The 23,963-nt window shown below is 62.1% G+C and carries 22 protein-coding genes and 1 tRNA gene; 10 read left to right on the forward strand and 13 right to left on the reverse strand.

All coding sequences use genetic code 11. The annotated features are described in order from the left end of the window. Positions 1–85: 85 nt before the first annotated feature. On the forward strand, positions 86–793 hold the full coding sequence (locus VGU25_03510) for an SDR family NAD(P)-dependent oxidoreductase (protein ID HEV2576258.1): 708 nt from the start codon (positions 86–88) through the stop codon (positions 791–793). Here VGU25_03510 and VGU25_03515 read toward each other — a convergent pair. Next, positions 790–1,902: a serine hydrolase domain-containing protein gene (locus VGU25_03515; GenBank protein HEV2576259.1), complete on the reverse strand. Its 1,113-nt coding sequence runs from the start codon at positions 1,900–1,902 to the stop codon at positions 790–792. The genes VGU25_03510 and VGU25_03515 overlap by 4 nt on opposite strands. Positions 1,903–1,970: 68 nt before the next feature. Then, entirely contained in the window at positions 1,971–2,588 is a 618-nt protein-coding gene (gene ribA, locus VGU25_03520) for a GTP cyclohydrolase II (protein ID HEV2576260.1), read from the reverse strand. 234 nt (positions 2,589–2,822) lie between these two features. On the opposite strand from ribA, the gene VGU25_03525 reads away from it, so the two are divergent. The 5 genes from VGU25_03525 to VGU25_03545 all read left to right on the forward strand — a co-directional run bounded on the left by VGU25_03525 (position 2,823) and on the right by VGU25_03545 (position 9,498). Next, on the forward strand, positions 2,823–3,653 hold the full coding sequence (locus VGU25_03525; GenBank protein HEV2576261.1) for a TIGR03435 family protein: 831 nt from the start codon (positions 2,823–2,825) through the stop codon (positions 3,651–3,653). 40 nt (positions 3,654–3,693) lie between these two features. Beyond that, entirely contained in the window at positions 3,694–5,085 is a 1,392-nt protein-coding gene (locus tag VGU25_03530; protein ID HEV2576262.1) for a histidine kinase, read from the forward strand. A 208-nt stretch (positions 5,086–5,293) separates the two neighbouring features. Continuing rightward, entirely contained in the window at positions 5,294–6,586 is a 1,293-nt protein-coding gene (gene eno / locus VGU25_03535) for a phosphopyruvate hydratase (GenBank protein ID HEV2576263.1), read from the forward strand. A gap of 7 nt (positions 6,587–6,593) precedes the next feature. After that, complete coding sequence (gene gpmI, locus VGU25_03540) at positions 6,594–8,198, forward strand: 2,3-bisphosphoglycerate-independent phosphoglycerate mutase (protein ID HEV2576264.1); 1,605 nt, start codon at positions 6,594–6,596, stop codon at positions 8,196–8,198. Positions 8,199–8,250: 52 nt separating this feature from the next. Further along, positions 8,251–9,498 (forward strand): energy transducer TonB, encoded by a 1,248-nt coding sequence (locus VGU25_03545; GenBank protein ID HEV2576265.1) that lies wholly within the window; start codon positions 8,251–8,253, stop codon positions 9,496–9,498. Between the two features lie 149 nt (positions 9,499–9,647). On the opposite strand, the gene VGU25_03550 is transcribed toward VGU25_03545, so the two are convergent. The 9 genes from VGU25_03550 to dnaX all read right to left on the reverse strand — a co-directional run bounded on the left by VGU25_03550 (position 9,648) and on the right by dnaX (position 19,183). Beyond that, positions 9,648–11,588, reverse strand: coding sequence for a hypothetical protein (locus tag VGU25_03550; GenBank protein HEV2576266.1), 1,941 nt, complete (start codon positions 11,586–11,588; stop codon positions 9,648–9,650). Between the two features lie 102 nt (positions 11,589–11,690). Further along, positions 11,691–12,452, reverse strand: a complete 762-nt coding sequence (locus tag VGU25_03555; protein ID HEV2576267.1) for a hypothetical protein — start codon at positions 12,450–12,452, stop codon at positions 11,691–11,693. A 57-nt stretch (positions 12,453–12,509) separates the two neighbouring features. Then, positions 12,510–13,424: an ABC transporter permease gene (locus VGU25_03560; GenBank protein HEV2576268.1), complete on the reverse strand. Its 915-nt coding sequence runs from the start codon at positions 13,422–13,424 to the stop codon at positions 12,510–12,512. Next, positions 13,421–14,296 (reverse strand): ABC transporter ATP-binding protein, encoded by an 876-nt coding sequence (locus VGU25_03565; GenBank protein HEV2576269.1) that lies wholly within the window; start codon positions 14,294–14,296, stop codon positions 13,421–13,423. The genes VGU25_03560 and VGU25_03565 overlap by 4 nt, the downstream gene beginning before the upstream one ends. Positions 14,297–14,300: 4 nt before the next feature. Continuing rightward, positions 14,301–14,663, reverse strand: coding sequence for a GntR family transcriptional regulator (locus VGU25_03570; GenBank protein HEV2576270.1), 363 nt, complete (start codon positions 14,661–14,663; stop codon positions 14,301–14,303). Between the two features lie 192 nt (positions 14,664–14,855). Next, entirely contained in the window at positions 14,856–15,968 is a 1,113-nt protein-coding gene (locus VGU25_03575) for a TIGR03118 family protein (GenBank protein ID HEV2576271.1), read from the reverse strand. A 110-nt stretch (positions 15,969–16,078) separates the two neighbouring features. Beyond that, positions 16,079–16,771 carry a recombination mediator RecR gene (locus VGU25_03580; protein ID HEV2576272.1) on the reverse strand — a complete coding sequence of 231 codons (693 nt, stop codon included), beginning with the start codon at positions 16,769–16,771 and terminating at the stop codon, positions 16,079–16,081. Between the two features lie 103 nt (positions 16,772–16,874). After that, positions 16,875–17,186, reverse strand: a complete 312-nt coding sequence (locus VGU25_03585) for a YbaB/EbfC family nucleoid-associated protein (GenBank protein ID HEV2576273.1) — start codon at positions 17,184–17,186, stop codon at positions 16,875–16,877. Between the two features lie 74 nt (positions 17,187–17,260). After that, a complete protein-coding gene (gene dnaX / locus VGU25_03590; GenBank protein ID HEV2576274.1) occupies positions 17,261–19,183 on the reverse strand; it encodes a DNA polymerase III subunit gamma/tau in 1,923 nt (640 codons plus the stop codon). Between the two features lie 139 nt (positions 19,184–19,322). Between dnaX and VGU25_03595 the strand changes: the two genes are divergently transcribed. Beyond that, positions 19,323–20,258: a DUF5996 family protein gene (locus VGU25_03595; GenBank protein ID HEV2576275.1), complete on the forward strand. Its 936-nt coding sequence runs from the start codon at positions 19,323–19,325 to the stop codon at positions 20,256–20,258. Here the strand turns inward: VGU25_03595 and VGU25_03600 are convergent. After that, positions 20,255–21,148, reverse strand: a complete 894-nt coding sequence (locus VGU25_03600; protein ID HEV2576276.1) for a hypothetical protein — start codon at positions 21,146–21,148, stop codon at positions 20,255–20,257. The two genes, VGU25_03595 and VGU25_03600, sit on opposite strands and share 4 nt — an antisense overlap. 80 nt (positions 21,149–21,228) lie before the next feature. Then, positions 21,229–21,678, reverse strand: a complete 450-nt coding sequence (locus VGU25_03605) for a queuosine precursor transporter (GenBank protein HEV2576277.1) — start codon at positions 21,676–21,678, stop codon at positions 21,229–21,231. Positions 21,679–21,710: 32 nt separating this feature from the next. On the opposite strand from VGU25_03605, the gene VGU25_03610 reads away from it, so the two are divergent. From VGU25_03610 to VGU25_03620, 3 genes are all read left to right on the forward strand, one after another. Then, positions 21,711–22,205, forward strand: a complete 495-nt coding sequence (locus VGU25_03610) for a hypothetical protein (GenBank protein ID HEV2576278.1) — start codon at positions 21,711–21,713, stop codon at positions 22,203–22,205. Between the two features lie 125 nt (positions 22,206–22,330). Beyond that, positions 22,331–23,404, forward strand: coding sequence for a recombinase RecA (recA, locus tag VGU25_03615; GenBank protein HEV2576279.1), 1,074 nt, complete (start codon positions 22,331–22,333; stop codon positions 23,402–23,404). A gap of 97 nt (positions 23,405–23,501) precedes the next feature. Beyond that, positions 23,502–23,593 (forward strand) — tRNA-Ser (locus VGU25_03620). The last annotated feature ends 370 nt before the right edge of the window (positions 23,594–23,963 follow it).

The following is a 23,963-nucleotide window of genomic DNA, read 5'->3' on the forward strand; positions in this document are numbered from 1 at the left end:
AGATTATCGAACAAGATTGGAATGACGATCAGATACTTCAGGCAGTGACCACGGCCAGGCTGGTGAGAGCACGAGAGGAGGAGCGATGAAAATTGATTTTGCAGGAAAGACTGCGCTGGTCGCCGGCGGCACAGGCGGTCTGGGGCGTGCAGTGTCGCTGGCGTTTCTTGAAGAAGGAGCGAAGGTAGTCGTTCCGTATCGAAGCGACGCGGAGTTTGCGGAGCTGAAGCGCGCAGCTTCAGGGCGAGAGGCGCAGATCGTCGGACGGACAACGGATGTGCTGGACGAGGCTGCTATCGCGAAGCTCGTTGAAGACACAGGGACGATCGACGTCCTGGTGAGCACGGTGGGCGCCTATGTCTGGGGAGACGAGGTGTGGAAGCTTGCCCCGGCGGACCTTGACCGCATGCTCAACCTGAATCTTCGTGCCGGATATCTACTGACGCGTGCGGTGGTGCCGGGGATGTTGAAGCGTGGACGCGGTGCGGTGGTGAATGTTTCAGCGAAGGCGGCGTTGGACCACGCCGCGCGTGCTTCAGCCTATGCGGCTTCGAAGGCGGCGGAGCTGGCGATGATGGATTGTCTTGCCGCCGAAACGCGCGGCAAGGGCGTGCGCGTGAACTCGGTGCTGCCGAGCATCATCGACACGGACGCGAATCGCAAAGCGATGCCGGATGCGAATTTCGACGCGTGGCCGAAACCTGAGGACATCGCGAAGGTGATTCTGTTTCTGGCGAGCGATGCGGCGAAGGTGGTGCATGGCGCAGCGGTGACGGTCTACGGAGACAGCTAGAAGCGCAGTGTGGCATCGAAGAGCGGATCGGGGTAGAGCATGGCCCCGATTTCGTCGGCGACTTTGTCTCCGTTGTCACCGTTCGTAAGAACGACGACGCCCACGCCGCTGGCTGGATTCAAGAAGGCGAGTGAATGAAAACCTGTGTCGGAACCGGTGTGCTCGAGGATTGTGTTGTCGTTGAGCTTCATGACCTGCCAGCCGAGCGCCATACCCACAGAGATGCTGCACGGCTGACCCGCGGGTAGAGCGGAGCAGATCTTGGCGCGTGATTCCGGAGTTACCAGATCGCGATGAATGGTGCGGCGCTGGGCGGCAATCTGGGGAGTGACGCCTTGATCGTGCATCACACTGACCACAAAGCGCGCGTAATCGCCGATGGTTGTGTGCACGAGATCGGCAGCGTTCCAGTGCGAGTTGGCGGGCTCGGGCACATCGCCGGCGGCGGTGTGGGCGATAGCGAGACGCGCAGCGGAATTGGGTTGCGGCGTGTAGGAGGTATCGTGCATGCCGATGGGATCGAAGACATAGGTCTTTGCAAGGAGATCGAAGGAAACGCCGGTCTTCTTTTCCGCGAAGTGGGCAACGTAGTTGTAACCTTCGCCGGAGTAGCTCATTGCGGTGCCAGGCCGGAACTTGAAGGTAAGCACGCTCCCCGTCATGCTCCGCCAATTGCGAAAGCCTGTCTCGTGTGCGAGGCAGATGCGTGGTGTGAGTAGGCTCGTCCAGGGATTGTCTTTGATATCGGGGTCGATCCAGAAGGGAGAGATTGGTTCGTCCAGCGAAAGCTTGTGTTGGGAGGCAAGTCGAAGGATAGTTTCGGCGGTTATCGGCTTGGTCAGCGAAGCCACTTCGTAGAGGGTGTCGGCAGTCGCCGGGACGCCGGGAGACTGGTTGCCGTAGACCGCGGTCCACGCGAGCGCGCCGTTATGAATGTAGGCAACGGCAACGCTGGGAACGTCATGCTGATGAAGCAACGCGGGTGCGGCTGCATCCAGGCGTGAGCGGAGCTCCCTGGGTGACGGAACAGATTGGCTGCGAGCTTGCGCCAGCGCAGCAGAGCCAAGCGACAGTGCGAGCAGCAGTGAAGGCCAGCGATAGCAGCGCATGGCAGTTGATACGCTGCGGCGCGACAAATGTTCAATCGGTGTGGTTTAGCTGGCGGGGCGTAGCGAAATCAACCGACCAGGTGCCCCATCTTGTCGCGCTTTGTTTCGAGATAGCGCTCGAAGGTTGGCTCGACGGGAATTTCCGCGGAGAGGCGCTCGACGACTTTGACGCCGGAGGCTTCGAGTGCCGCGACCTTCTCAGGATTATTCGTCAGCAGGCGAACCTCGTTCACGCCGAGGTGCTTGAGAATCGCTGCGGGCAGCTCAAAGTTACGGCAGTCGGCCTGGAAGCCGAGCTCGAGGTTGGCTTCGATTGTGTCGAGGCCCTGGTCCTGCAACTCGTACGCGCGGAGCTTGGCCATCAAGCCAATTCCGCGGCCCTCCTGCTGTTCATAGAGCAGAATGCCCGCGCCCTCTTCCGCGATGCGCGCGAGCGCAAGGTGTAGCTGATCATGGCAATCGCAGCGCAGGGAATGGAACACGTCGCCGGTGGTGCACTGCGAGTGGATGCGAATGACGGGCGGCCGTGCGTGGATGTCGCCCATAACGAGGGCGACAGCGCTCTCCACAGGCTGTCGGTTAGACTCGCCCGGCTGCGTCAGCCCTTCGAAGCCGAGGATACGGAAGTGTCCCCAGCGCGTGGGGAAGTCGGCATCGGCAACCTTTGAGACACTAACGAGCGGCATAGCAGGATTATAGATTCGCGTGCAGCGCGAAGGATTCACACGGAGCAGCTGAAGTGCGCGATGAGCAGATTCGAGCGGCGCTGCGAGCCGCTCGCCTGTAGTGTCGAAGGGTTGGTCTTTCGTGGAGGAAGTGTGCTTAGAAAAGTGACTTTGCGTTGTGGCTGGAGTTGCGCTCTTCTATGTCTTTTCATCGGCGCCGATTTTCCTCTGTCTCACGCGCAGACCTCACCTGATATGCCGGCGTGGCAACAAGCCGCCGGCGGGAAGATGGAGTTCGAGGTGGTTTCCGTGCGGCTCGGCAAGCCGGACGACAGATCCGGTACACGAGGTTTCCCACTGAGTGCAGACGACTCCTTTCAGCCGACGGGCGGATTATTTAGGGCGGAGTTTCGGTTGCAGGCCTACATTACATTCGCTTACAAGCTGTGGATGACGCGAGAGCAGGAGGATGCGATGCTTGCGCCGCTCCCTAGCTGGGCACGAAACGACAAATTTGTTATCGAAGCGCGTGCTGCGGCGACCGCCACGAAGGATCAGTACAGGCTGATGATGCAATCGGTGCTTGCGGAGCGCTTCGGGCTTAAGCTGCACTTTGAGCCCAAAGAATCTGCGGTTTTGTTGATGACCGTGGAGACGCCGGGGAAGCTCGGTCCGAGGTTGCGGCCACACTCCGAAGGACCGGCGTGCGATGCGGCTCCGGCGAAGGACATTTTCCCAGCCGAATGCTCTTCCTATGAAGCGGAAGGGCGTGACGGGATGTTTCTCGTAGGTTCGCGCGACACGACGATGCCGCTGTTGGCAGACCTTCTGGGGATGACCGGTGGGATGATGGACGAGATTGGAAGGCCGGTGATCGACGATACGGGATTAAAGGGGAGCTTCGATTTCACCCTTCAGATCGCGCCTCCGGCAAGGAACCCAGGAAAAGACTCCGCAGCAGCAGAAACGCAAGGGCCAACATTTCTGCAAGCGGTGCGGGAACAGTTGGGTCTGCGATTGAAGCCAGGAAAGGCCATCCTGTCGCTGCCGGTGATCGATCACGTTGAGCGGCCGTCCGAGAACTAGCGCCGCGTCAATGCCATGGGTAACCGCGTAAAGTAGAGGCGTGCACGCAAGCGACAACCTGATCCTGATCACGCTGCTGGTGGAGCTGGGCGTGGCGGCCGCGGTGGCCAGTTCTCTGGCAAGATCCACGCGGTTCAAGCGGCTGCTGCTGCGCGGCGCGGAGCGTACACGCGCCGAGACGATGGCCCTGGTTGCATGGATCTGCTTCCCGCTAATGCTGGGCGTGTGGGTGCGTGTGCGTGTGCCGAACTTTCTGGCTGCGGACCTTTCGTTTGAGGCGACAACGCTGCTGGCTCTGGTATTCGGCCCCGCTGCTGCGTTCGTGGGCGCCACTTTGCTGGCGCTTCCCGCCGTGCTGCATCACGAGTACTTTGCGCTCGGTGTGAACCTGTTTGTGGCGGCCATTTTCAGCACGTTTCGCGAGTTTGTGGACGAAGAGGATGTGTGGTCGTTCTCGCCACTCATCGACCTGAGTATCTACCGGTGGATTCGAAGCACGGTGCGGTTTCCGCACCTTGACCGGCAGATCTTTCTGCTGGTGCTGATCATGGCCGTGCAGCTCGTGACGAGCCTCATCTCGAGGTTCTATGGGACGCGATACTTCGAGCTCTACTCATACCGCTGGACGATCGAACTTGCAATTTGCGCGTGCGCGCCGGTGGTCGTCGGGATCCCGCTGAAGATCTGGAATGCGGTGCGCATCGAGAGCAAGCTGGAGGAGCAGAGCCGCCTGCTGCTTGAGGCGCGGCTCGACGCATTGCAGCGGCAGATTAATCCGCACTTCCTATTCAACACGCTGAACTCCATCGCATCGCTTGTGCGCTCGCGGCCGGAGCTTGCGCGAGAGCTGATTGTGAAGCTCGGCAACATTCTGCGAGCGCTGCTGCGTGACCGCGACGCGTTCGTTCCGCTCGGGGAAGAGCTGGCGTTCACCGACGACTACATCGACATCGAGGTCGTGCGGTTCGGCGAGAAACTGCGCGTCGAAAAAGAGATTGCCGAAGAGACGCTGGAGTTTGTCGTTCCCAGCATGCTGCTGCAGCCGCTGATAGAAAACAGTATCAAGCACGGTCTGGAGCCGCGCATCAATGGCGGCACGGTTAGAGTGCGGTCGCGCCTGGAGGGCGACCGGCTGGTGATTGAGGTCGAGGATGATGGTGTCGGCGTAGAGCCGGGACGCGACGTAACCGAGCCTGTAAGCGGCCTGGTGCGCGAAGGGTTCGGCATCGGGCTGCGCAACGTTCGCGAGCGCTTGCAGGTGCTCTACGGCGACGACGCCAGCGTAGAGATGGTGAGCCGGCCCGGGCGCGGAACGCGCGTGCGGCTGAGCGTGCCGGTGAACTCACCCCAGCGAACAAGTTCGCCGGGGACCCCGGCGCCGAGCGAGCGCGACGAGAGCCGCCGTGCGCGGGCTGCGGTCGCTGGCCGTTAAGTTGGCGAACAAGCAAGGGTGACCGGTTGCTTGTTAGAATTGGCGCGGTGGGGCTGGCGCCAAAGGAATCATGCCTGAATGGATTGACACGATTGCCGCGGTGACTGGCTCGCCGATTGCGGTGGACAACCGCCCCGGATTGACCGACCGGCTGCAGCACAGAATTGTGCGCCGGTCCAAAAGAGAGAAAGAGAGACAGAGAGATTCAATGACTGAGATTGCATCGATTCATGCGCGCGAGATTCTGGACAGCCGTGGAAACCCGACTGTGGAAGCAGATGTGGTGCTGGAGGATGGAACGCGCGGACGTGCGGCGGTTCCCAGCGGCGCTTCGACCGGCGAGCATGAGGCGGTGGAGCTGCGTGACGGCGACAAGACGCACTATCTCGGCAAAGGCGTGATGCTTGCGGTCGAGAACGTGGAGAGCGTGATCGCGCCAGAACTCGCCGGCATGGACGCGACGAACCAGCGCCTGATCGACGCAACGATGATTTCTCTCGACGGCACGGAGAATAAGAGCAAGCTGGGCGCGAATGCGATTCTTGCGGTTTCGATGGCGTGCGCGCGCGCCGCTGCGGACTCGCTGGGCGTGCCACTGTATCGCTACCTCGGCGGTGTGAACGCGTGCGTGCTGCCTACGCCGATGATGAACATCCTCAACGGCGGAGCCCACGCCGACAACAACGTGGACTTCCAGGAGTTCATGGTGATGCCGGTAGGCGCGGAAACCTTCAGCGACGCGCTGCGCTGGGGCGCAGAAATCTTTCACACGCTGAAGGGCGTGCTGAAGAAGAAGGGTTACAACACCGCGGTCGGCGACGAGGGCGGATTTGCGCCGAGCCTGAAGTCGAATGTTGAGGCTATCGAGGTGATCCTGGAGGCGATTGAGCTCGCGGGCTACAAGGCGGGTGATCAGATTGCGATTGCGCTCGATCCGGCGTCGAGCGAGTTCTACGACAAGGCCGCTGGACGTTACGTTTTCAAAAAGTCAGACAAGAGCGAAAAGACCTCCGACCAGATGGCGGACTACTGGATTAACTGGGTGCGGCAGTATCCGATCGTTTCTATTGAAGATGGACTCGCAGAGGACGACTGGCAGGGCTGGAAGTACATGACGGAGAAGGTCGGGCGCAAGATTCAGCTTGTGGGCGATGACCTCTTTGTGACGAACGTGAAGCGGTTGCAGCGTGGCATCGATGAGCAGGTCGGCAACTCGATTCTGGTGAAGGTGAACCAGATTGGCAGCATCTCGGAGACGCTGGATGCGATTGAACTGGCGCGTCGGAACGGCTACACGGCCGTGATCTCGCACCGCTCCGGCGAGACCGAGGACACGTTCATCGCGGACCTCGCGGTTGCGACCAATGCGGGACAGATCAAGACCGGCTCGGCCTCGCGCACGGACCGTATCGCAAAGTACAACCAGCTTCTGCGCATCGAGGAAGAGCTCGGGCAGACGGCAGAGTTTCTGGGACGGCAGAGCCTGAACGGCGGAGAGTAAGAGAACCATGGCAAGGCGTAATGGACCGGTGGTCCTGACCATTCTTGACGGCTGGGGCTACCGGGCAGAAACGAAGGGCAACGCGATCGCGCTGGCTCGAAAGCCGAACTATGACAAGCTCTTGCGCGAGTATCCGAATACGCTGATCCATGCGAGCAATCACTGGGTCGGGCTGCCGGATGGGCAGATGGGCAACTCTGAGGTGGGGCATCTGAACCTCGGCGCGGGCCGTATCGTGCGCATGGATATCACGCGCATTGATGCGGCGATTGCCAGCGGCGAGTTCTTTGAAGATCCGACACTGCTGAAGGCCATGCAGGCGGGAGCGCGCGCAGGACATGCGCTGCACCTGATTGGATTGGTGAGCGATGGTGGCGTGCATTCGCACCAGCGGCATCTGCATGCCTTGATCAAGATGGCCGCGCAGCAGAAGCTGGAGCGTGTGTATGTGCACGCGTTTATGGATGGGCGCGATACGCTGCCGACGAGCGGCGCTGGATATCTCGGGGAGCTGCAGCAGGTCTTCGCGGAGTACGGTGTTGGCAAAATTGCGAGCGTCAGCGGACGCTATTACGCGATGGACCGCGACCTGCGCTGGGAGCGCGAACTGAAGGCGTTTCGCGCGATAGTGACGGGCACGCCCGAGGGTGGAACATCCGCGGATCCGATTGCGCGCGTGCATGAGAGCTACAACAATGGAATTACCGACGAGTTCATTGAGCCGTTCGTGTGTGTGGACGCGAAGGGCGAGCCGATTGCGAAAATCAGCGACGGGGATGCAGTGATCTGCTTCAACTACCGGGCGGACCGCGTGCGGCAGATTACGCGCGTGCTGGCGCGCCGCTCGGGGCTGGCCGCGGATCGCGGACTGTCGCTGCCGAAGGCCGCAGAGCTGGATGAGACGATTCCTGTCGAGAGCACGCCGCGCGATCTGACGTACATCTGCATGACCCAGTACGATTCCAAGTTCGCGCTGCCAGTGGTGATTCCGCCGGAAAGCATGGAGAATCTGCTGGCGCACGTGATGGCGAAGTTCGAGCTTCGCAACCTACGCGTGGCGGAGACGGAAAAATATGCGCATGTGACGTACTTCTTCAACGGTGGCATCGAGAAGCCCTTTCCCGGTGAGGACCGTGAGCTGGTGCCGTCGAAGAAGGTAGCGACGTATGACCTTGCGCCGGAGATGTCGGCCGAGGGTATCGGCGACATCGTCGAGCGGGCAGTGAAGGACACGGCGTTTGATATCGTGATCGTCAATTTTGCGAACGCGGACATGGTCGGGCACTCGGGCAAGATTGAGCCGACGGTGAAGGCCGTGGAGGCTGTCGATGCGCAACTCGGCCGGATCTATAACGCAGTGCGCGGAGCTGGTGCGAACTGGATCATCACGGCGGACCACGGGAATGCAGAGATGCTGATCGACCCTGTGACCGGCGGCCCGCATACGGCGCATACGACGAACCCGGTGCCGTTCATCCTGGTGACGGACCAGGGGAAGAATGTTGGTGTGCGGGAGGGTGGATCGCTGCGGGATATCTCACCGACGGTGTTGGGTTTGGTCGGGCTGGAGTTGCCGAAGGAGATGACAGGCGGCGATTTGCGGGTGTTGTGAGTATTTGTGGGCTGTAGCGGAAGCCGGAGTGCGCATCTAAGGAAGTGCACACATGGCCACGGCTCCGAAACTCGACCCTTTCGCGGAATCGACTGTCGACAGGTTTGCTCCGCATGTTCATGATTTACAGGAGTTCTTCGGCGCGCGCGGGGTGAGTTTTGGCTCGGCTCGGGACCTGAGCTCGTTTGTCGCTCGGCTGGAATCGGACACGAGCTTCCGCGACGAGATGGCGTCGATGGTGCGGGCGGTGATCTATCGCGAGCGCGACGGGCTGTCGCGACCGGAGTTGATCGAACTGCTGGCGATGGCGGCGACCGGCACGAAGGCGGATCATCTGGCGCTGCCTGAGCTTGGCGAGGCGGTGCGCAAGCTGATGACGTTCGTTGAAAGTGTGTTCCGGACGCGGTGGAATCCGGGCGCGACGGTGAGTGGACCGGCGCCGAGGCTCGTTCGTCGAGAAGCGGAGGAGGCTGCGCTGGAGCAGGAGGTTGCGCCCCAGCCGACACCGGCGGTGCACCCGATGACGGATCTGTTTTATCGTGCTCAAGTGGTGGCGAACGGGGGAGTGGCGGGGACCGTGGCCGAGGAGCGAAAGATCGAGAGCGTGCCGGAGAGCGAGCCGCAGGCGATGAAGAGTCCGGCTCCGGCAGAGCTTCCGAATGACGAGCAGTGGCATATTCCGCTGGAGGACTTTGCGGGGCCGGAGCCCGAGCGGGGGTCCAGGGCGTGGCTGTGGATTGCGGGAATCTGCGCTCTGCTGCTGGCGTTCAGCGCGGGGCTTTTTGTGCACCAGCGGATGATGATGGTACCGCTGCGCGATTCGAGCCAGCCGTATGAAGCGGCGCCTGCGGAGGCACCGGCGGCGGTGCCGGTGGCACCCGTGCACCATGCCGGGGGAACGGCGGTGGATGACGATTGGCGGGCGCGGGCGACGAAGGTGAGGCGGGCACCGGCGTATGTTGCGGCCGAGCCGCCGATTGAGGCGGACCTGGAGCCGCGGTTCATGTCTCCGGCCACCATTGGGGCGTCGCCGGCGCTGATGGAGAGCCGTCTGGTGTATGCGCCGCCGGCGGGGTATCCGGCGCTGGCAAAGATGACCCATGTGCAGGGCAAGGTGATGGTGCAGGCAGTGGTGGGGAAGAACGGGCAGGTGCTCCGGGCGGAGGCCATCAGCGGGCATCGACTGCTGCGCGGGGCGGCGGTGCGTGAGGTGTTCGGGCGGAGGTATCGGCCGTACATTCTGGACGACCGGCCGCGCGACGTCGCCACAATTGTGACGGTGGATTTCAGGTTGAAGTAGGGACCCCCTCCCCCCCCGGTACTTTTTGCGCAAAGTCTTCGGAGGAGAGACTTTAGGTCTGGACTTTCCCAAGATGGGAAACGTGTGGGCGGTCCGGGCTGAAACGAGGGCTTCGTGTGGGAAGCCCTCGCTTGTCAAGTGCGGGATGGTTATGGGGTGACCCTGGCGATTCGGGTATCCCAATTGCCGAGGGCGGCGCGGGTGGCGCCGCAGGTGCCGAGAGGGGTGGAGGCGAGGTACTGGGTGAGGGTGCAGGTCTGCCCGATGTACTCCTGGGCGAACCAGATGGAGTTGCCGTCGGGAACGGCTGCGCCGTAGTCGCCCCAGCGCGGGTCAAAGCCGCCGATGAAGTAGCCGGTGAAGCCATCGTTGGCTCCGACGCCGGGCGCGGTGATCTGGACAGCGCCGGTTCCGGTTTTGTCGTCGAGGGTAGTGAACGCGACGCTTGGGTAATTGGAAGGCCCGGTGGCCGTGAAGGAGATGATGCCCCGGCCGTTCTGGGTCGCGGCGACGGAGCCGTAGGTCATATCGAGGTTGGGATCGCCGAGGTAGCCCTGGAGGTCGACGGTTGCGGTGGGTGTGCCGCCGCCGGCCCTGGGATGAAGGATGAAGTAGGCGAGACCCATGGACACGGAGCCGTCGTCGAAGGCGAGGCCGGTGCCGAGAGAGGTCCAGAGCTTGCCGTTCGAGTAATAGATCTGCTGGATCCGGGAGTCATTGGCGGCGAGTGGAGCGATGACCTCGGTGTAGGGGTTGCTGTAGCCGATCAGAGCGGCGCACGACTTGATGTTGAGGCACTGGCCGAGCGGCCAGTTGACGTTGCCTCCGCCGGGAGCCTGGCCGACGCCATCGGTGAATGAGCCGGGCTGGCGAGCGAAGCCGGGGACAGCGTAGGGCTCGGTGTTGACGATGGAATTGACGAGAGTAGGTGGCTGGTTGAACCAGAGGTTGAAGGTGTTGGTGAGGGACCAAAGCTGGAGGCGATCGTCGACGGCGCTGTCCTGGAAGACCGCGAGCGAACTGAGGAAGTATTCCGTGCCGCCGAATTCAGAAGGGAATGGACCGGCAGAGAGCGCGGGCCAGACCGAGAAGCCGGGCAGACCGGAAGCGGAGTTAGTGGATGGGTCGGCGGTGTTGTATTCGAAGACGGTGATGGATGGCGCAGAGGTGATGAGGGCGAACTTGGAGATGGCATAGATCTGCGCGCCGATGAAGCCGGGCCCGAAGAACGCGAATTCGTTAGAGGTGAGATAGACGCCGTTCGCGTCCGTACCGACCTTTGGGTAGTCGCCGAGGCAGGGACCGCCGGCGCAGTTGTGGTTGGGCGTGCCCTGGGTGCCATCGTCCTGGACGGGGATGCGGTAGATGGTCCAGAGACCGAGCGGATTGGCGGTGCGGCTGACGGCGAGATCGAGGTGATTGGTGCCGGAGAGAGTGGAGGTGGTGCCTACGCGATCGAGCGTGAGAACGAGATGGAACCAGCGCTGCACGGAGGGGTCGAAGTAGCAGCTTGGGTCGGTGATGGAGGGACCGTAGACACCGGCGGCGCGGTTGACGGCCGGAATGTAGCCGTAGAAGTCGTTGAGTGAGACGGGGCCGGTGAGCGGGGTGCCGTCGGACTTGAACACGCGGAGGACGTCGTTGACGGTTTCGAGGACGTAGCCGTTGCCTGCGCAGAGGCCCTGATCGGGAGGCTCGACGGAGAACTGATTGCCGTTGTCGGCGTAGCGCTGCTGGTAGAAGTCGAGACCATCGAAATTAAGGGAAGGCGTGGGCATCGGCTTTGCTTGCGACGAAAGGGCGGAAGCGTGGACGTTGCCGGCGCGGATGGTCTGGTGGAGCGGCCGGTTGATGAGCCGGGTGAACGGGACGTGGCCTGTGGTGTCATTGCCGCTGTCGTGGTCGGGAACCGCGGCGAGCGCCGGGTCGATCTCGGGATTGCCGTTGACGCTGCCGGTGCCGGTGGAGGTGAAGTAGCCGGTGCCTCCGGAGGGAATTTGACGACTGAAATTTTGTGCGGAGAGAGCGAGGTTGAAGGTGAGGAACCCGAAGGCAAACGTGGCCGGAACAATTCTGCATAACAAAGTCATGTTGTCCTCGTAGCCGATCGGAAATGTTTGGTGCGGTATGAAAGCTAGCACCGGATGTCCGGAGATGGCGAGAGGAATAAGCGTCGTGTGGCGGGGCTGCGGCTACTTGTTTGCCGGAAGTGGATGGTTCAACTCCACGACCGTGTACCCGGCGGGTGGCGTGAACAGCGCAGGGTCAGGATCGCCCTGCTTCAGGTCGACGACCTCGACGGTCCGTCGTCCGGTGCCGGAGTTGTCGGTGATCTGCAACACCTGAAGATCGAGCTTGGTGGCAAACCATGTCTCTTCGACGATCTTGTGACCGGCCGGCGTGGTGTTCACGGTGCGGTTGCCGACGGTTGTGACGCCATCGATGGTTTTGGTGCCGAGGTCCTGCTCGTGAATGCCCATGGCTTCGAGGGCAGCGCGGCCGTCGTCGTCACTTTGGTCCGCCGGTGTGGGCGGGTGCGGGTGGCGGACGGGCCCGTAGAGGACGCGACCCACCTTGGCGGGATCGTCATCCTTCCATGAGTAGGTGGCTCCGGTGGCGGTGTCATAGATCAAGGTCTGGAGCACAGGATGGCGGACGCCGTCGGGACCGGGCTGGCAGCCGAGCGATCTCTTCTGCCAGAGCCTGCCAGCGGCGTCGCGCGCCTGATACGTCGTTACGGAGGCGTGAGTGGTGGTTCCGTCGGGGAGCGTCTTGTCCTCGGTGGTTTTCACGGTGGCGCTGTAGGGCTCGCCGAGCGTGGGCAGGGGCGGCATCGACAGCGCACCTAAGGCCACGGGTGTGGTGCATGGAGCCGGAGCCTGGGCCGCAGCGCTGAACGCGATGGCCATCGAAGATGCAATGATCCACGCTGGCCATTGATTGCGCTTCAACATTCGTTCGAGTTTCCTCTCACCGTTTGATGAACGCTCCGACTATATCTCAGGCGGCGATTAGTTCGGTGCGCGGTACCGGCGAAGTTGGATGGCTGCGGCAAGGAAGAGGGCGGCGACGATGAGGCCGCCCCAGAGGCCGGGGCTGGCGAGGAAGTGGCCGGGGTTCAGAGATGCCGCGTGATGTCCCATCTCTGTGCCAAAAGACATTCCCGAGGGTTGTCCGCCTATGCGGGATTTGAGGAAGTTAATGAAGTGCGCTGTGTTGAAGGCGATCTTTTCGATGATTGCGATTGCCAGTGGCGGCAGGAACGCCCACAGCAACGGCACGCGCGGCGCCCAGGCGGAGACAAGGAGAAGCCAGGCGAAGATGGGAGCGTACCAGAGCGAGTGCACGGCGATGAGGTGGTAGAGCAGGCCGGCCTGCATTTGAAGGAGCGGGAGCTGGCGGATCACACTGAGGCTTCGTCCGTGGGCTGCGAGCGTCGCGGCGTCAACGCCGAGAATGACGCACTGCGTTACGACTGTGATGGCGAAAGTCACGAGGGGAATGATGAGCAGCGGGATAGTCGCCTTGGACAGCACGGTTACCGTGTCGGAGACCGGGAGAGATTTCCAGAAGAAGATGCTGCGGTCGCGGCGCTCTCCGTAGATGGCGTCGAGGCAATAGAAGATGGCGACGACGAAGGTGACGCCCATGATGAGCAGTGCTGTGAAGCCGCACTGCGTAGCGATGATGTTTTGCTGCTGCATGGCGTCCGGGGAGAGCAGGTTGCCTGTGCCGTGAAACGAGCCGAACAATGTGCCGAGGATGGCCAGACCAGCGGCGGCGAGCGGGGCGATGTAGATGGAGCGGTTCTCCCAGAGCTCGCGGCGGATGGACCAGAAGAATGGGCGCGTGGGGCGGGTGGGTGAGTCGGCGATGGCTTGAGATTCGAAGCGGGAATCGGAGACTGTGTTTGTGTTGGCGTTCATGCTGCCACCTCCTCGCGAGTGGTGGATCGGTTGCCGAGGATTGCGACGAAGAGGTCGGCGATGCTGGGCGTGCGGACTTCGCCGAGGGTGGTGAGACGGTCGCGGTCGATGCCTTCGAAGAGCAGGATGCTGCGGCCGAAGCCGGGGCGTTCGTTTAGTGGCTTGAGGGCGCGGGCTTCGGGCAGTTTGTCGGGGTTGACGCTGACCTCGGCGTAGCGGGATTCGAAGTTGTCTATGGAGGAGTTGAAGACGATGCGGCCGCGGTCGATGAACATGACGTCGGTGAGGATGTTCTGGATCTCGTCGACCTGGTGGGTGGTGATGAGAATGGTGCGGGTGTGGTCGAAGTAGTCGTTGAGGAGGGAGTCGTAGAACTGCTTGCGGTAGAGGATGTCGAGGCCGAGGGTGGGTTCGTCGAGGACGAGAAGTTTCGCGTCGATGGCCATGATGAGGGCGAGGTGAAGCTGGGTGACCATGCCCTTGGAGAGCTGTTTGACCTTGCTGTGCGGCTGGATGGAGGTCCTGGCGAGGAAGGCTTCGGCCTTGGCGCGGTCGAAGCGGGGGTGGACGCCTGCGACGAAGTCCAGAGCCTGCGAGACGCGCATCCAGCGGGGGAGGACGGCGACGTCGGCGATGAAGCAGACATCGCGCATGAGGATGTCGCGCTGGGTCCAGGGGTCGCGGCCGAGGACGCGCAGGGAGCCATCGTAGGAGGTGAGGCCGAGGATGGCGTTGAGTGCGGTGGTTTTGCCGGCGCCGTTGGGGCCGATGAGGCCGAGGATGCGGCCTTCTTCGACGCGGAGGTCGATGCCGTCGAGCGCGGTTGTTGCACCGTAGTGTTTGCGCAGATTGTGCGCTTCAATGGATGTCATTTGCTCAGCGCCTCCCCTTTTTTCCGTTCAGCAGATCTTGTGTGTTGAGCCCGAGGCGGTCGATTGTTGCTTTCACGCGGGGCCATTCGTCGTCGAGGAAGCGCTGGCGCTCGTCTGCGAGGAGCGCGGCACGGGCGCCGTCCCTGATGAACATGCCGAGTCCGCGGCGCTTTTCGACGAGCTGCTCGTCGGTGAGTTGCTGGTAACCCTTGAGGACGGTGAGTGGATTCACTCGGTATTCGGCGGCGACATTGCGCACCGACGGTAGTGGGTCGCCCTCTTTGAGCACGCCATCGAGGATCATCGCGACCACGCGGTCGCGAAGCTGGCGGTAGATGGGCTGGGTGTCATTGAACTCGAGGTCCATTTTCAGAGCATCCCCCCGCAGGGCGCGGTGTTATAGTCATATATAACACCAGAGCACGTGTCAAGCCCAAAAAAGGAGAGATAGGAGCGCGGCGAGTTTATTCGCTGGTTTCGGGGGATGTTCAGGGCTTCGATGCGACGGGTGGCGCGGCGAGCGGATGGGCGGGAGGAAGGGTTCCCGCCCAGTGGCCCGCTACTTACGTCTGAAGCGGAGCAGAAGGAGACCAATGAAGGCGGAGCCGGTCTCGAAGAGCGTGGAGGGTTCGGGTGTGTAGGCGATCTCTGCGAAGAGGCCGTCCTGCTGATTGTCGATACCCGCGGTGAGATAGAGCGCATCAGTGTTCACGTTGGTCCCGCCGGTGCGCACGATGAGTGCCCAGAGGAAGGGATCGACGATTGGGGATCCGTCCGGTCCATCCAATGCGCCAAGGAACATATCTGTGGTGGGATTGTAGGCGAGGATCTCTCCGTTGCCGAAGTTCCCGATGAGCAGATCGTTACTGTAGGGACCGAATTCCGAGGGAGCGAGGGTGATGCCCCACGGGGCATAGAGAGGCCCGTTCGTGGCGATGCGCGTGATGAAGTTTCCGTTGGCGTCAAACTCGTCCACGTAACCGCCAGGCAGGCCGGTTCCCTGCGAGGTGAGCTGCGCGTAGGTCACATAGATGTTCGAGCCAATGGTCTGGACGTTGAAGGGCACATAGCCGGCTACTGGATTCGGATCGACGAATTTGCCTGCGAAGACTGAACCGGTGACATCCGTCCAGCTGGAGTTGAAGACGTGAATGGCTCCGCCGGCGGAATCTGCAGCGTAGAGATAGGTCGCGGTTGCGGTGCTGTCGATAGCGAGGCCCGTGTAGACGGCTTCGGGAGTGGACGCCATGGTGACAGCGGAAGTACCGCTGTTCCAACCGGCGATGGTTCCGTTCAGGGTGTCGAAGATGAAGTGCGCGGGGCTATTGCCGACGACGAATCCGGTGGTGCTGTTGAAGACCTGGCCGGTTGGACCGCTGGGTGGAGTGGAGCTGCCGGGGATGGAGACGACCAGCGGAGTGATATTGCCCGCGCCATCGTAGAGTGTGGCCACACCTGTGCCTTGGTCGGATACCCAGAAGGGCGATGTTGCGGAGGAGGAGACACCCCAAGGATTGACGAGGTTTGGATCGGTATGTTCTGCGAGACCGGGAACGTTGGAGACGAGGTTGGTTTGCGTGAAGGCACTGGCAGGCAATCGTGCAGGGGCGCAAAGGAACACAACACTGCACACCACGGTCACGAGTGCGTGATTGGAAGCGTGTCTTAGCATGAGTTACCTCCTAAGACGGTTCAGGTTGTGGGTGAGGGGGACGATTTCCGAGAGCCCGGAAAGCAACCGGAAGAAGTATAGCTCGGGAGGTGAAGTGTGACGCTGGGGAACTAGAGGGCTCGACGGTTTTCGAGGGCGCGGGTCATGGTGATTTCGTCGGCGTACTCGATGTCGGAGCCGGCGGGGACGCCGGTGGCGATGCGGGTGATCCGCAGCGTGGGGAAGCGGTGGTGGGACTCGTCGGCGAGATAGCGGGCGGTGGCTTCGCCTTCGACGGTGGGAGAGGTGGCGAGGATGAGCTCGCTGTCGTTCGAGCCCACTCGTCCCGTCTGCGTCGGTACGAATGGGGCACCCGGTTCTGTGGTGGTCCGATCAGGGCTTCCAGTTGATTCTTCGGCAAGGGCGGCGAGGCGGGGCCAGAGGTTGGTGAGGCGGAGCTGGTCGGGGCCGATGCCGTTGACAGGTGAGAGTGTGCCGTGGAGGACATGGTAGACGCCGTTGTAACTGCGGGTCTTTTCGATGGCGGCGATGTTGGTGGGCTCTTCGATGACGCAGATGAGGTGTTGATTCCGCGTGGGCGAGGCGCAGTAGAGGCAGGGGTCGACGTCGGTGATGTTGTTGCAGATGGAGCAGAGACGGAGCGCAGCTTTGAGGGCGCGGATGGAGTCGGCGAGAGCGGCGGCGTCGGAGTCTGAGGAGCGAAGGATGTGGAAGGCGAAGCGCTGCGCGGTGCGCGTGCCGACGCCGGGGAGCTTGCGGAGCTCGTCGATGAGGCGGGTCATGGGCGCGGCGTAGCGGTTCATAAAGGCAGAGGGTAGAGGGTAGGGAATAGAGGGTAGAGAAAAGCGGGTTAGGAGTGAGGAGTTAGGGGCGAGGGGTTAGGGGTTAGGGGTTAGGAAAAGCGGGTTAGAGGCCGGGGAGGCCGAGGCCGCCGAGCATGCTGGCGGCGGAGGATTGCATGGCGTCGTCGGCCTTGCGGGCGGCGGCGTTGACGGCGGCGACGATGAGGTCCTCGAGCATGGTGATGTCACCGGCGGCGGCTGATGCGGCGGAGGGGGCGATGGTGAGTTTCAGCAACTCTTTTTTGCCGTTCATACGGGCGGTGACAGCGCCGCCGCCGGAGTCGGCTTCGACGATGGTGGCGGCGAGGCGTTGGTCCATCTGCTCGCGCATGGCGGTGGCCTGAGAGAGCATGTCCTGCATTTTGGAGAGGTCCATGGGTGAGGTCCTTGGGGCGGTGTTGGTGAGGGTTTGTGCGATCAGCTGCCAGCTGTGAGCTTCGAGCTGCCAGCTTAGTCTTTGTCGCGGAGGTCGATGACGTTGGAGATCTCGGCGGAGAAGAGACGTTTGGCTTCTTTGACCATGGGGTGGTTTTCGGCGAGCTCGGTGGCAGAGCCGGCGGCGGCGGCGCGTTTCTTTTTGGGGGCCGCGGCGGCGGGTGTGCCGGGGAGCAGCGCGAGCTTGAGGGTCGGATGCGACTGGCGAAGCGCGGCGGTGAGGATGCGCGTGGCGTCGGCGTTGAAGACGGCCGGGAGCATGGGTTTGGAGAGCGTGGTCTGGATGTTGAGTGTGTCGCCGGCGATTGTGAGGGTCGCGTCGTGGATGGCGTCGGAGGCGGACTGCTGGCCTTTGGCGGCGGCGAGGGCGGAGACGAGGGTGGATTGGAGAGTGTCGAGGTCGCCAGTTTGTTGAGGGACGAGTTGCGGGCGGTCGGGCTGTGCGGGCTCGGGGGCGAGGGCGAGGGAGCCGTCGGTGGTGTTGGTGGTTGAAAAGGGTCGAGCGGCGGGGGCAGGGCCGGGACCCTCGGGGTCCTTCGGCTGCGCCGCTGAAGCGGCTTCGCTCAGGATGACGGGGTTTTTGGTGGTGGAGAGATCTGTGGATCCCACTCGTCCCGACGATGAAGCTCCGCCCCCGCGAGCAAGTTCGCCGGGGACCCCGGCCGTCGATACGAATGGGGCATCCGGCGTGGTCGCCCCCGACGACAACCGATTGGTGGGTGTCGTTGAGGGAGTGGGTGGGGAGTTGGTGGCGCCGAGTTGGGTGAGGAGGTCTTCGACGGGAAGGAGGCGCTGGAGGTGGACGAGCTTGAGGACGCCGAGCTCGAGGTGGAAGCGGGGTTCCTGGCGGAAGCCGAGGTCGTCGAAGGTGCGGAGGAGGATGGAGAGGAAGCGTGAGAGCTCTTCTTCGGTGAAGAGTGCGGCGGTGCGTGCGGCGCGGGAGCGTTCCTCGGGGGATATCTGGAGGAGGTCGGCGGCTAGGCCGTGCGCGGGTTGGTCGGGTGCGAGGTGGGTGATCTTGGCGATGGTGCAGTTGCGAAGATAGCGAACGAACTGGCGGGCGAGCGGCTGGGGGCCGTTGCCTGCGTCGAGGAGGCGGCCGAGGATGGCGAGGACGTCAGCCGAGTTGTTGGCGTGGACCGCGGCGAGGATCTGCTCGAAGACGACGTTCGAGACGGTGCCCATGAGGGACCGGACTTCGTCGGCGGAGAGCGAGGGGATGCCGTTTTCAGTGGGTGCCGAGGCGATGGCCTGATCCATGATGGAGAGGGCATCGCGCATGGAGCCGTCGCCGGCTTCGGCGAGGAGAGCGAGAGTCGCGTCGTCGGCGGAGATGTTTTCGGCGGTGGCGATGGAGCGAAGCTGGCCGACGATGTCGTCGAGCTTGACGGCGTGAAAGCTGAAGTGCTGGCAGCGCGAACGGATGGTTTGCGGGATGTCTTCGGGCTGCGTGGTGGCCATCATGAAGACGATGTGCTCGGGTGGTTCTTCGAGGGTCTTCAGGAGGGCGTTGAAGGCGGCGTCGGTGATCTGGTGCGCCTCGTCGAGGATGATGATCTTGTACTTGTCGCGCGCGGGGCGGTAGCGGGCGGCGTCGCGGAGATCGCGGATTTCGTCGATGCCGCGATTCGTGGCGGCATCGATTTCGATGACGTCGACGGAGTTTCCGGAGCGGATCTCGGTGCAGGAGTCGCAGATGTTGCAGGGCTCGGGGGTGGGGCGGGCTGGATCACCAATGGGCGTTCGGCAATTGAGGGCGCTCGCGAGGATGCGCGCGATGGTGGTTTTGCCGATGCCGCGGTGGCCCGAGAAGATGTAGCCGTGGGCGATGCGGTTTTGGGAAAGCGCGTTGAGAAGCGTGCGGGTGACGTGGTCCTGGCCGACGACGTCGGAGAAGCGCGTGGGACGGTACTTGCGGGCGAGAACCTGATAGGGCATCGGCAGGGTTGATTGTATCGTTCGGCGCGGGTGTGGAGGGAGCGAGTCAGCAGGGCAGCGAGTCAGCGAGTCAGGCAGGAATTTAATAGCCAGGTGGCAAAGGGGTCGTATTATCGAGGGGTTCTGGAAGGAGGTCGTTATGGGCTCGGCTTCCGGGGTTGAACGAGGTGTAGAGGTTTGGCCGGCGCTGCCTTACAGCGAGTGGGCTGACTGTTGTCAGACGCTGCAGATGTGGCTGCAGATTGTGGGCAAGATTCGGATGCGGCTGACGCCGCATATCAACCATGGGTGGAATGTGACGCTGTATCCGACGGCGCGGGGGCTGACGACGGCGTCGATGTGGTGCAACGCGCGGACGGTGGCGATTCAGTTCGACTTTGTGACGCACGAGCTGGTGATCTCGATCGACGATGGCGGACAGAGAAAGATCCCGCTGCGTTCGATGACGGTGGCTGCGTTCTATGGCGAGGTGATGGATGCGATGAAGGCGGTGGGGACGCCGGTGAAGATCTATACCGTGCCGTCTGAAGTGCAGAACCCGATTCCGTTTGATCAGGACCAGACGCACAAGACATATGACCGCGAGAATGTAGAGCGGTACTGGCATGTGCTGCTGCAGTCGACGCGAGTGATCACGGCGTTTCGGTCGAAGTTCATCGGGAAGGTGAGCCCGGTGCATTTGTTCTGGGGAGCGATGGACCTGGCATGCACGCGATTTTCAGGCAGGCCGGCGCCGCCGCATCCGAGCATGCCAGGGCTGCCGGATCGCGTGACGCGCGATGCGTATTCGCATGAGGTGTCGAGCGCTGGGTTCTGGCCGGGAGCGCCGGGGGTGGATGCGTTCTTCTACAGCTATGCGTATCCGGAGCCGAAGGGATATCGCGAGTACAAGGTGATGCCGGCGGAGGCGCGATTTGATGCGACGTTTGGTGAGTTCATTCTGCCGTACGAGACGATGCGGCGTGCGCCTGATCCGGATAGAGCCTTGATGGATTTTCTGGAGAGCACGTACGATGCGGCGGCGAACTGTGGAGGGTGGAACAGGAAGGCGCTGGAACAGCGCGGGCAGAGCTAGGGAGCGACGGCCGTGGGCGGCTGGTTATTCGAATGGCCCTTGTGAATCCAATGTATGACGTCGGGATAGAACTCGACGGCGACTGAGCCAATGGCGCCCTCGGCGGTGGTGGTGGCGCTGCGTTCTACGGTGAGGATTCCGCCACGATCGGCGGCGGGATAGTAGACGTTCGAGATGGCGCCGCCGATGAAGTTGCCCATGACGTTGGAGTAGTTGGGCTGCCATTTGCCATTGTCGCCGCGGGCCATGATGGTGGATGCAGCGGCGTAGAGGATGCGGTGCATGACCTTGCCGTGGCCCAGGCGGAAGTAGCGCGGGTCCTGGTGAAAGAGCGATGGCAGGACGGCGTTGCCCCAGAAGTTTCCGTCGGCGGTATCGGCGAAGGACGCGCCATAGCGCTTGGCGTAGCCGGTGAATCCCTGGCCATAGCCCGGGTAGGAGTCCTCGCCCTGCTCGAGGGCGGCGTCGGCACCAGCGGCGACGAACTCGAAGGGATCAACCGCGGCTTTGAAGAAGAGATGGAACTTCTGTTTGGCCGTTAGCGGCGGCGCGACACCACTCATAACGCTGTTGAAGTTGGGGATGACGCCCAGCATGCGCTGCTGCTCCTCCTCATGAAGGATGCGGGCGCGGCGCTGCTCTTCAGTTTCCTGCGACTGTTCGGGCGTCTGGCTTTGTGATGTTTGAGCGGCGGGTGCGGTCTGCTGCGGGGTGGATGGCTGCTGCTGCTGCGAGGAGGAGGATGACTCTGGTTGCGATACGTCGGAGGTCAGGAGCAACTGGGGCTGCGGCTCGGTGGGGAGATCGGAGTTATTGGCAACGGATGCGGGTTGTTGCGCAGCGAGGCAGGCCGTGACGGCAAACAGAAGAGATGTTGTGAAGATGCGCAACGTTATTTCATTTCCTTGAAGGAAGAGATGAAATGCAGGGGGCCGGGACTCTGTAATAAGGAAGACGAGATTTCGGGCTTTCAGTTTTCAACCAGATGGAAGGGATTGAAGTTGGTGTGGGCGTCGAAGGGGTCGGATTGCTCGGCGCGCTTGAGGAAGTTGACGACGAGGTAGGTGAGGGGAGTGGCGAGGGCCTCGTAGGCAACTTTGAGGAAGTAGCTGGTAAGAATGATCTTCGCGAGCGTGGCGATGGGGTAAGTCCCAAGGAAGGTGAGGGTGATGACGATGGTGGTATCGACGGCCTGACCGACGATGGTGGAACCGACGGTGCGGGTCCAAAGCCAGCGGCCGCGGGTGAGGAGCTTGAGTCGTGCCATGGTGTAGGAGTTGGCGAATTCGCCGGCCCAGAAGGCGATGAGCGACGCGATGAGGATGCGCGGCAGGATGCCGAAGACGGTGACGAAGGCCTGCTGATTGCGGAAGGCGGGGTCGGCCGGAAGGGCGATGACGAGCGCGGCGATGCCGTACATGAGCGCGGTGCCGATGGGTTCCTGAGCAGGAGATGTGTCACGCGTGCAGGGCGGCGCTGGGCGGAGCTGTGTATGCGCCAGCGGATGGTGTATGGAAGCTGGAGACTGCCGGTGCGGCGGCGATCTATGCGGGCGGATGGGGAGGGCCGCCAGCGGGAATGGAACTGCGTGGCTGCGGGGAGCGGACGTACTGCTTTGTCGTGGAGGATGGGTTTACCGCGCAGGGAAATACGGACGCGTCGCTGAGGGTATATGGGCCGGTGGGCAGTTCGGTGCGGGGGCTGTTGACGATTCCGGTGGAGAGCGATGATCCGGATGGGTCGACGAAGTTGTCGGCGGCGGTGCGGTTTGTGCCGCGTGCGAGCCGGTTGCCGTTCTTCGATGCGGAGGTGATGACGGTGCGGCAGAAGTGCGCGAACGGGCACTGCTCGATCATGCGCGAGGAGACCGTATATCGGTATCGCGATGGCGAGTATGCGGAGTTGCAGGGATCGGTTATCAGGCCAGCGAAAGCGAAGGAGAAATAGCACGAATTACGTACGGGATTTCCGCGGGAATCTTCGCTTTTCTTTTGCCGGTGTCCGGTTTTGCTGCTAGACTCGGCTTCAAGACCTCCACCCTGAGCAGTGAGCGTGGCAAAAGGAGAACTGACGTGGCAGATGACCGGACCCGGGCAATAGAAACGGCCCTTTCGCAGTTGGAGAAGCAGTTTGGCAAGGGTTCGGTGATGCGGCTGGGAGCGAAGGAGGCGATTGGGCCAATTTCGGTCATTTCGACTGGATCGATCTCGTTCGATGCGGCGCTGGGTGTGGGCGGTGTGCCGCGGGGAAGAGTGATCGAGATCTTCGGGCCTGAGAGCTCGGGTAAGACGACGATTACGCTGCAGGTGATTGCCGAGGCTCAGAAGAACGGCGGGCTGGCGGCGTTTGTGGACGCCGAGCATGCGCTGGATCCGATCTATGCAAAGAAGCTCGGTGTGGATACGGATAATCTGCTGGTGAGCCAGCCGGATTACGGCGAGCAGGCTTTGGAGATCGTCGAGGCACTGGTGCGGTCAGGCGCGATCGATGTGCTGGTGGTCGACTCTGTGGCAGCGCTGGTTCCCAAGGCGGAGCTCGATGGCGAGATGGGCGATTCGCATATGGGTTTGCAGGCGCGGTTGATGTCGCAGGCGCTGCGCAAGCTGACAGGAACGGTGTCGAAGTCGCGCACCAGCCTGATTTTTATCAATCAGGTGCGCGAGAAGATTGGCGTGATGTTCGGGAATCCGGAGACAACGACGGGTGGACGCGCGCTGAAGTTTTATTCGTCGGTGCGTATCGACATTCGGCGCATTGGTGCGGTGAAGGAAGGCGAGACGGTTGTCGGATCGCGCACGAAGGTGAAGATCGTCAAGAACAAGGTAGCGGCGCCGTTCCGCGATGCGGAGTTCGACATTCTGTATGGCGAGGGCATCTCGCGTGAAGGCGATGTGCTGGACCTGGCGGTGCTGCACAACATCGTGGAGAAGAGCGGCGCGTGGTACAGCTACAGCGGAGAGCGCATCGGGCAGGGGCGCGAGAATGTGCGGAACTTCCTGAAGGAGAACAAGGACATCTTTGCACGGATGGACGGGGAACTGCGCAAAAAGCTGGGGATCAAGGCCGTGAATGAGGTCGAGATTCCTGAGGTGCCGGTGAACGGAACGGCGAAGGCTGCGGAGGCAGTGAAGTCGCGTCGCGCGTAGCTGGGAAGTTTTGTGAAGATGTTGACGCGCCGTGGAGATGCAAGCCCGGCGCGTTTTCGTTGGGGCTTTGATGTGAGGTAAAATCTACCTCAGGGCCGGAGAGGTGGCAGAGCCCGGTTGAATGCAGCTGACTCGAAATCAGCCATAGTCGCAAGGCTATCGGGGGTTCGAATCCCTCCCTCTCCGCCAGCAAATTTTGTAACCCTCTGATAACGCTAGTAAATAGCTGAAAATCAGGGGGTTACGTGTTTCTGGGGTTGTGCGGCTCGTGCGTTTAGTGCGATGTTTTACGCCTGATGAGCCTGATTTGCATGACAAAACGCTCGGCGCATGACAAAGTCCCCGCTCCCACCAAAACGGCCCCGATACCCACAGGCACTAACGGCTCGAATCTGAGGCACAGTTCTTCCCATGAGCGAAGTGGCTTTGGTTGCGAGTGTAGTCAGTGTGACGGCGGCGCGGTCTCCACAGCAAACACTGCCGTCGAGTTGTCCAAGCTACCGGCAATCGTGAACTCAAAGATGGCGGTCGGTGAGGTTCTGGATGCGGTGCTAGATGC

This window comes from Acidobacteriaceae bacterium, from assembly GCA_035944135.1.
In the GTDB taxonomy this organism is placed as follows: Bacteria; Acidobacteriota; Terriglobia; order Terriglobales; family Acidobacteriaceae; genus Granulicella.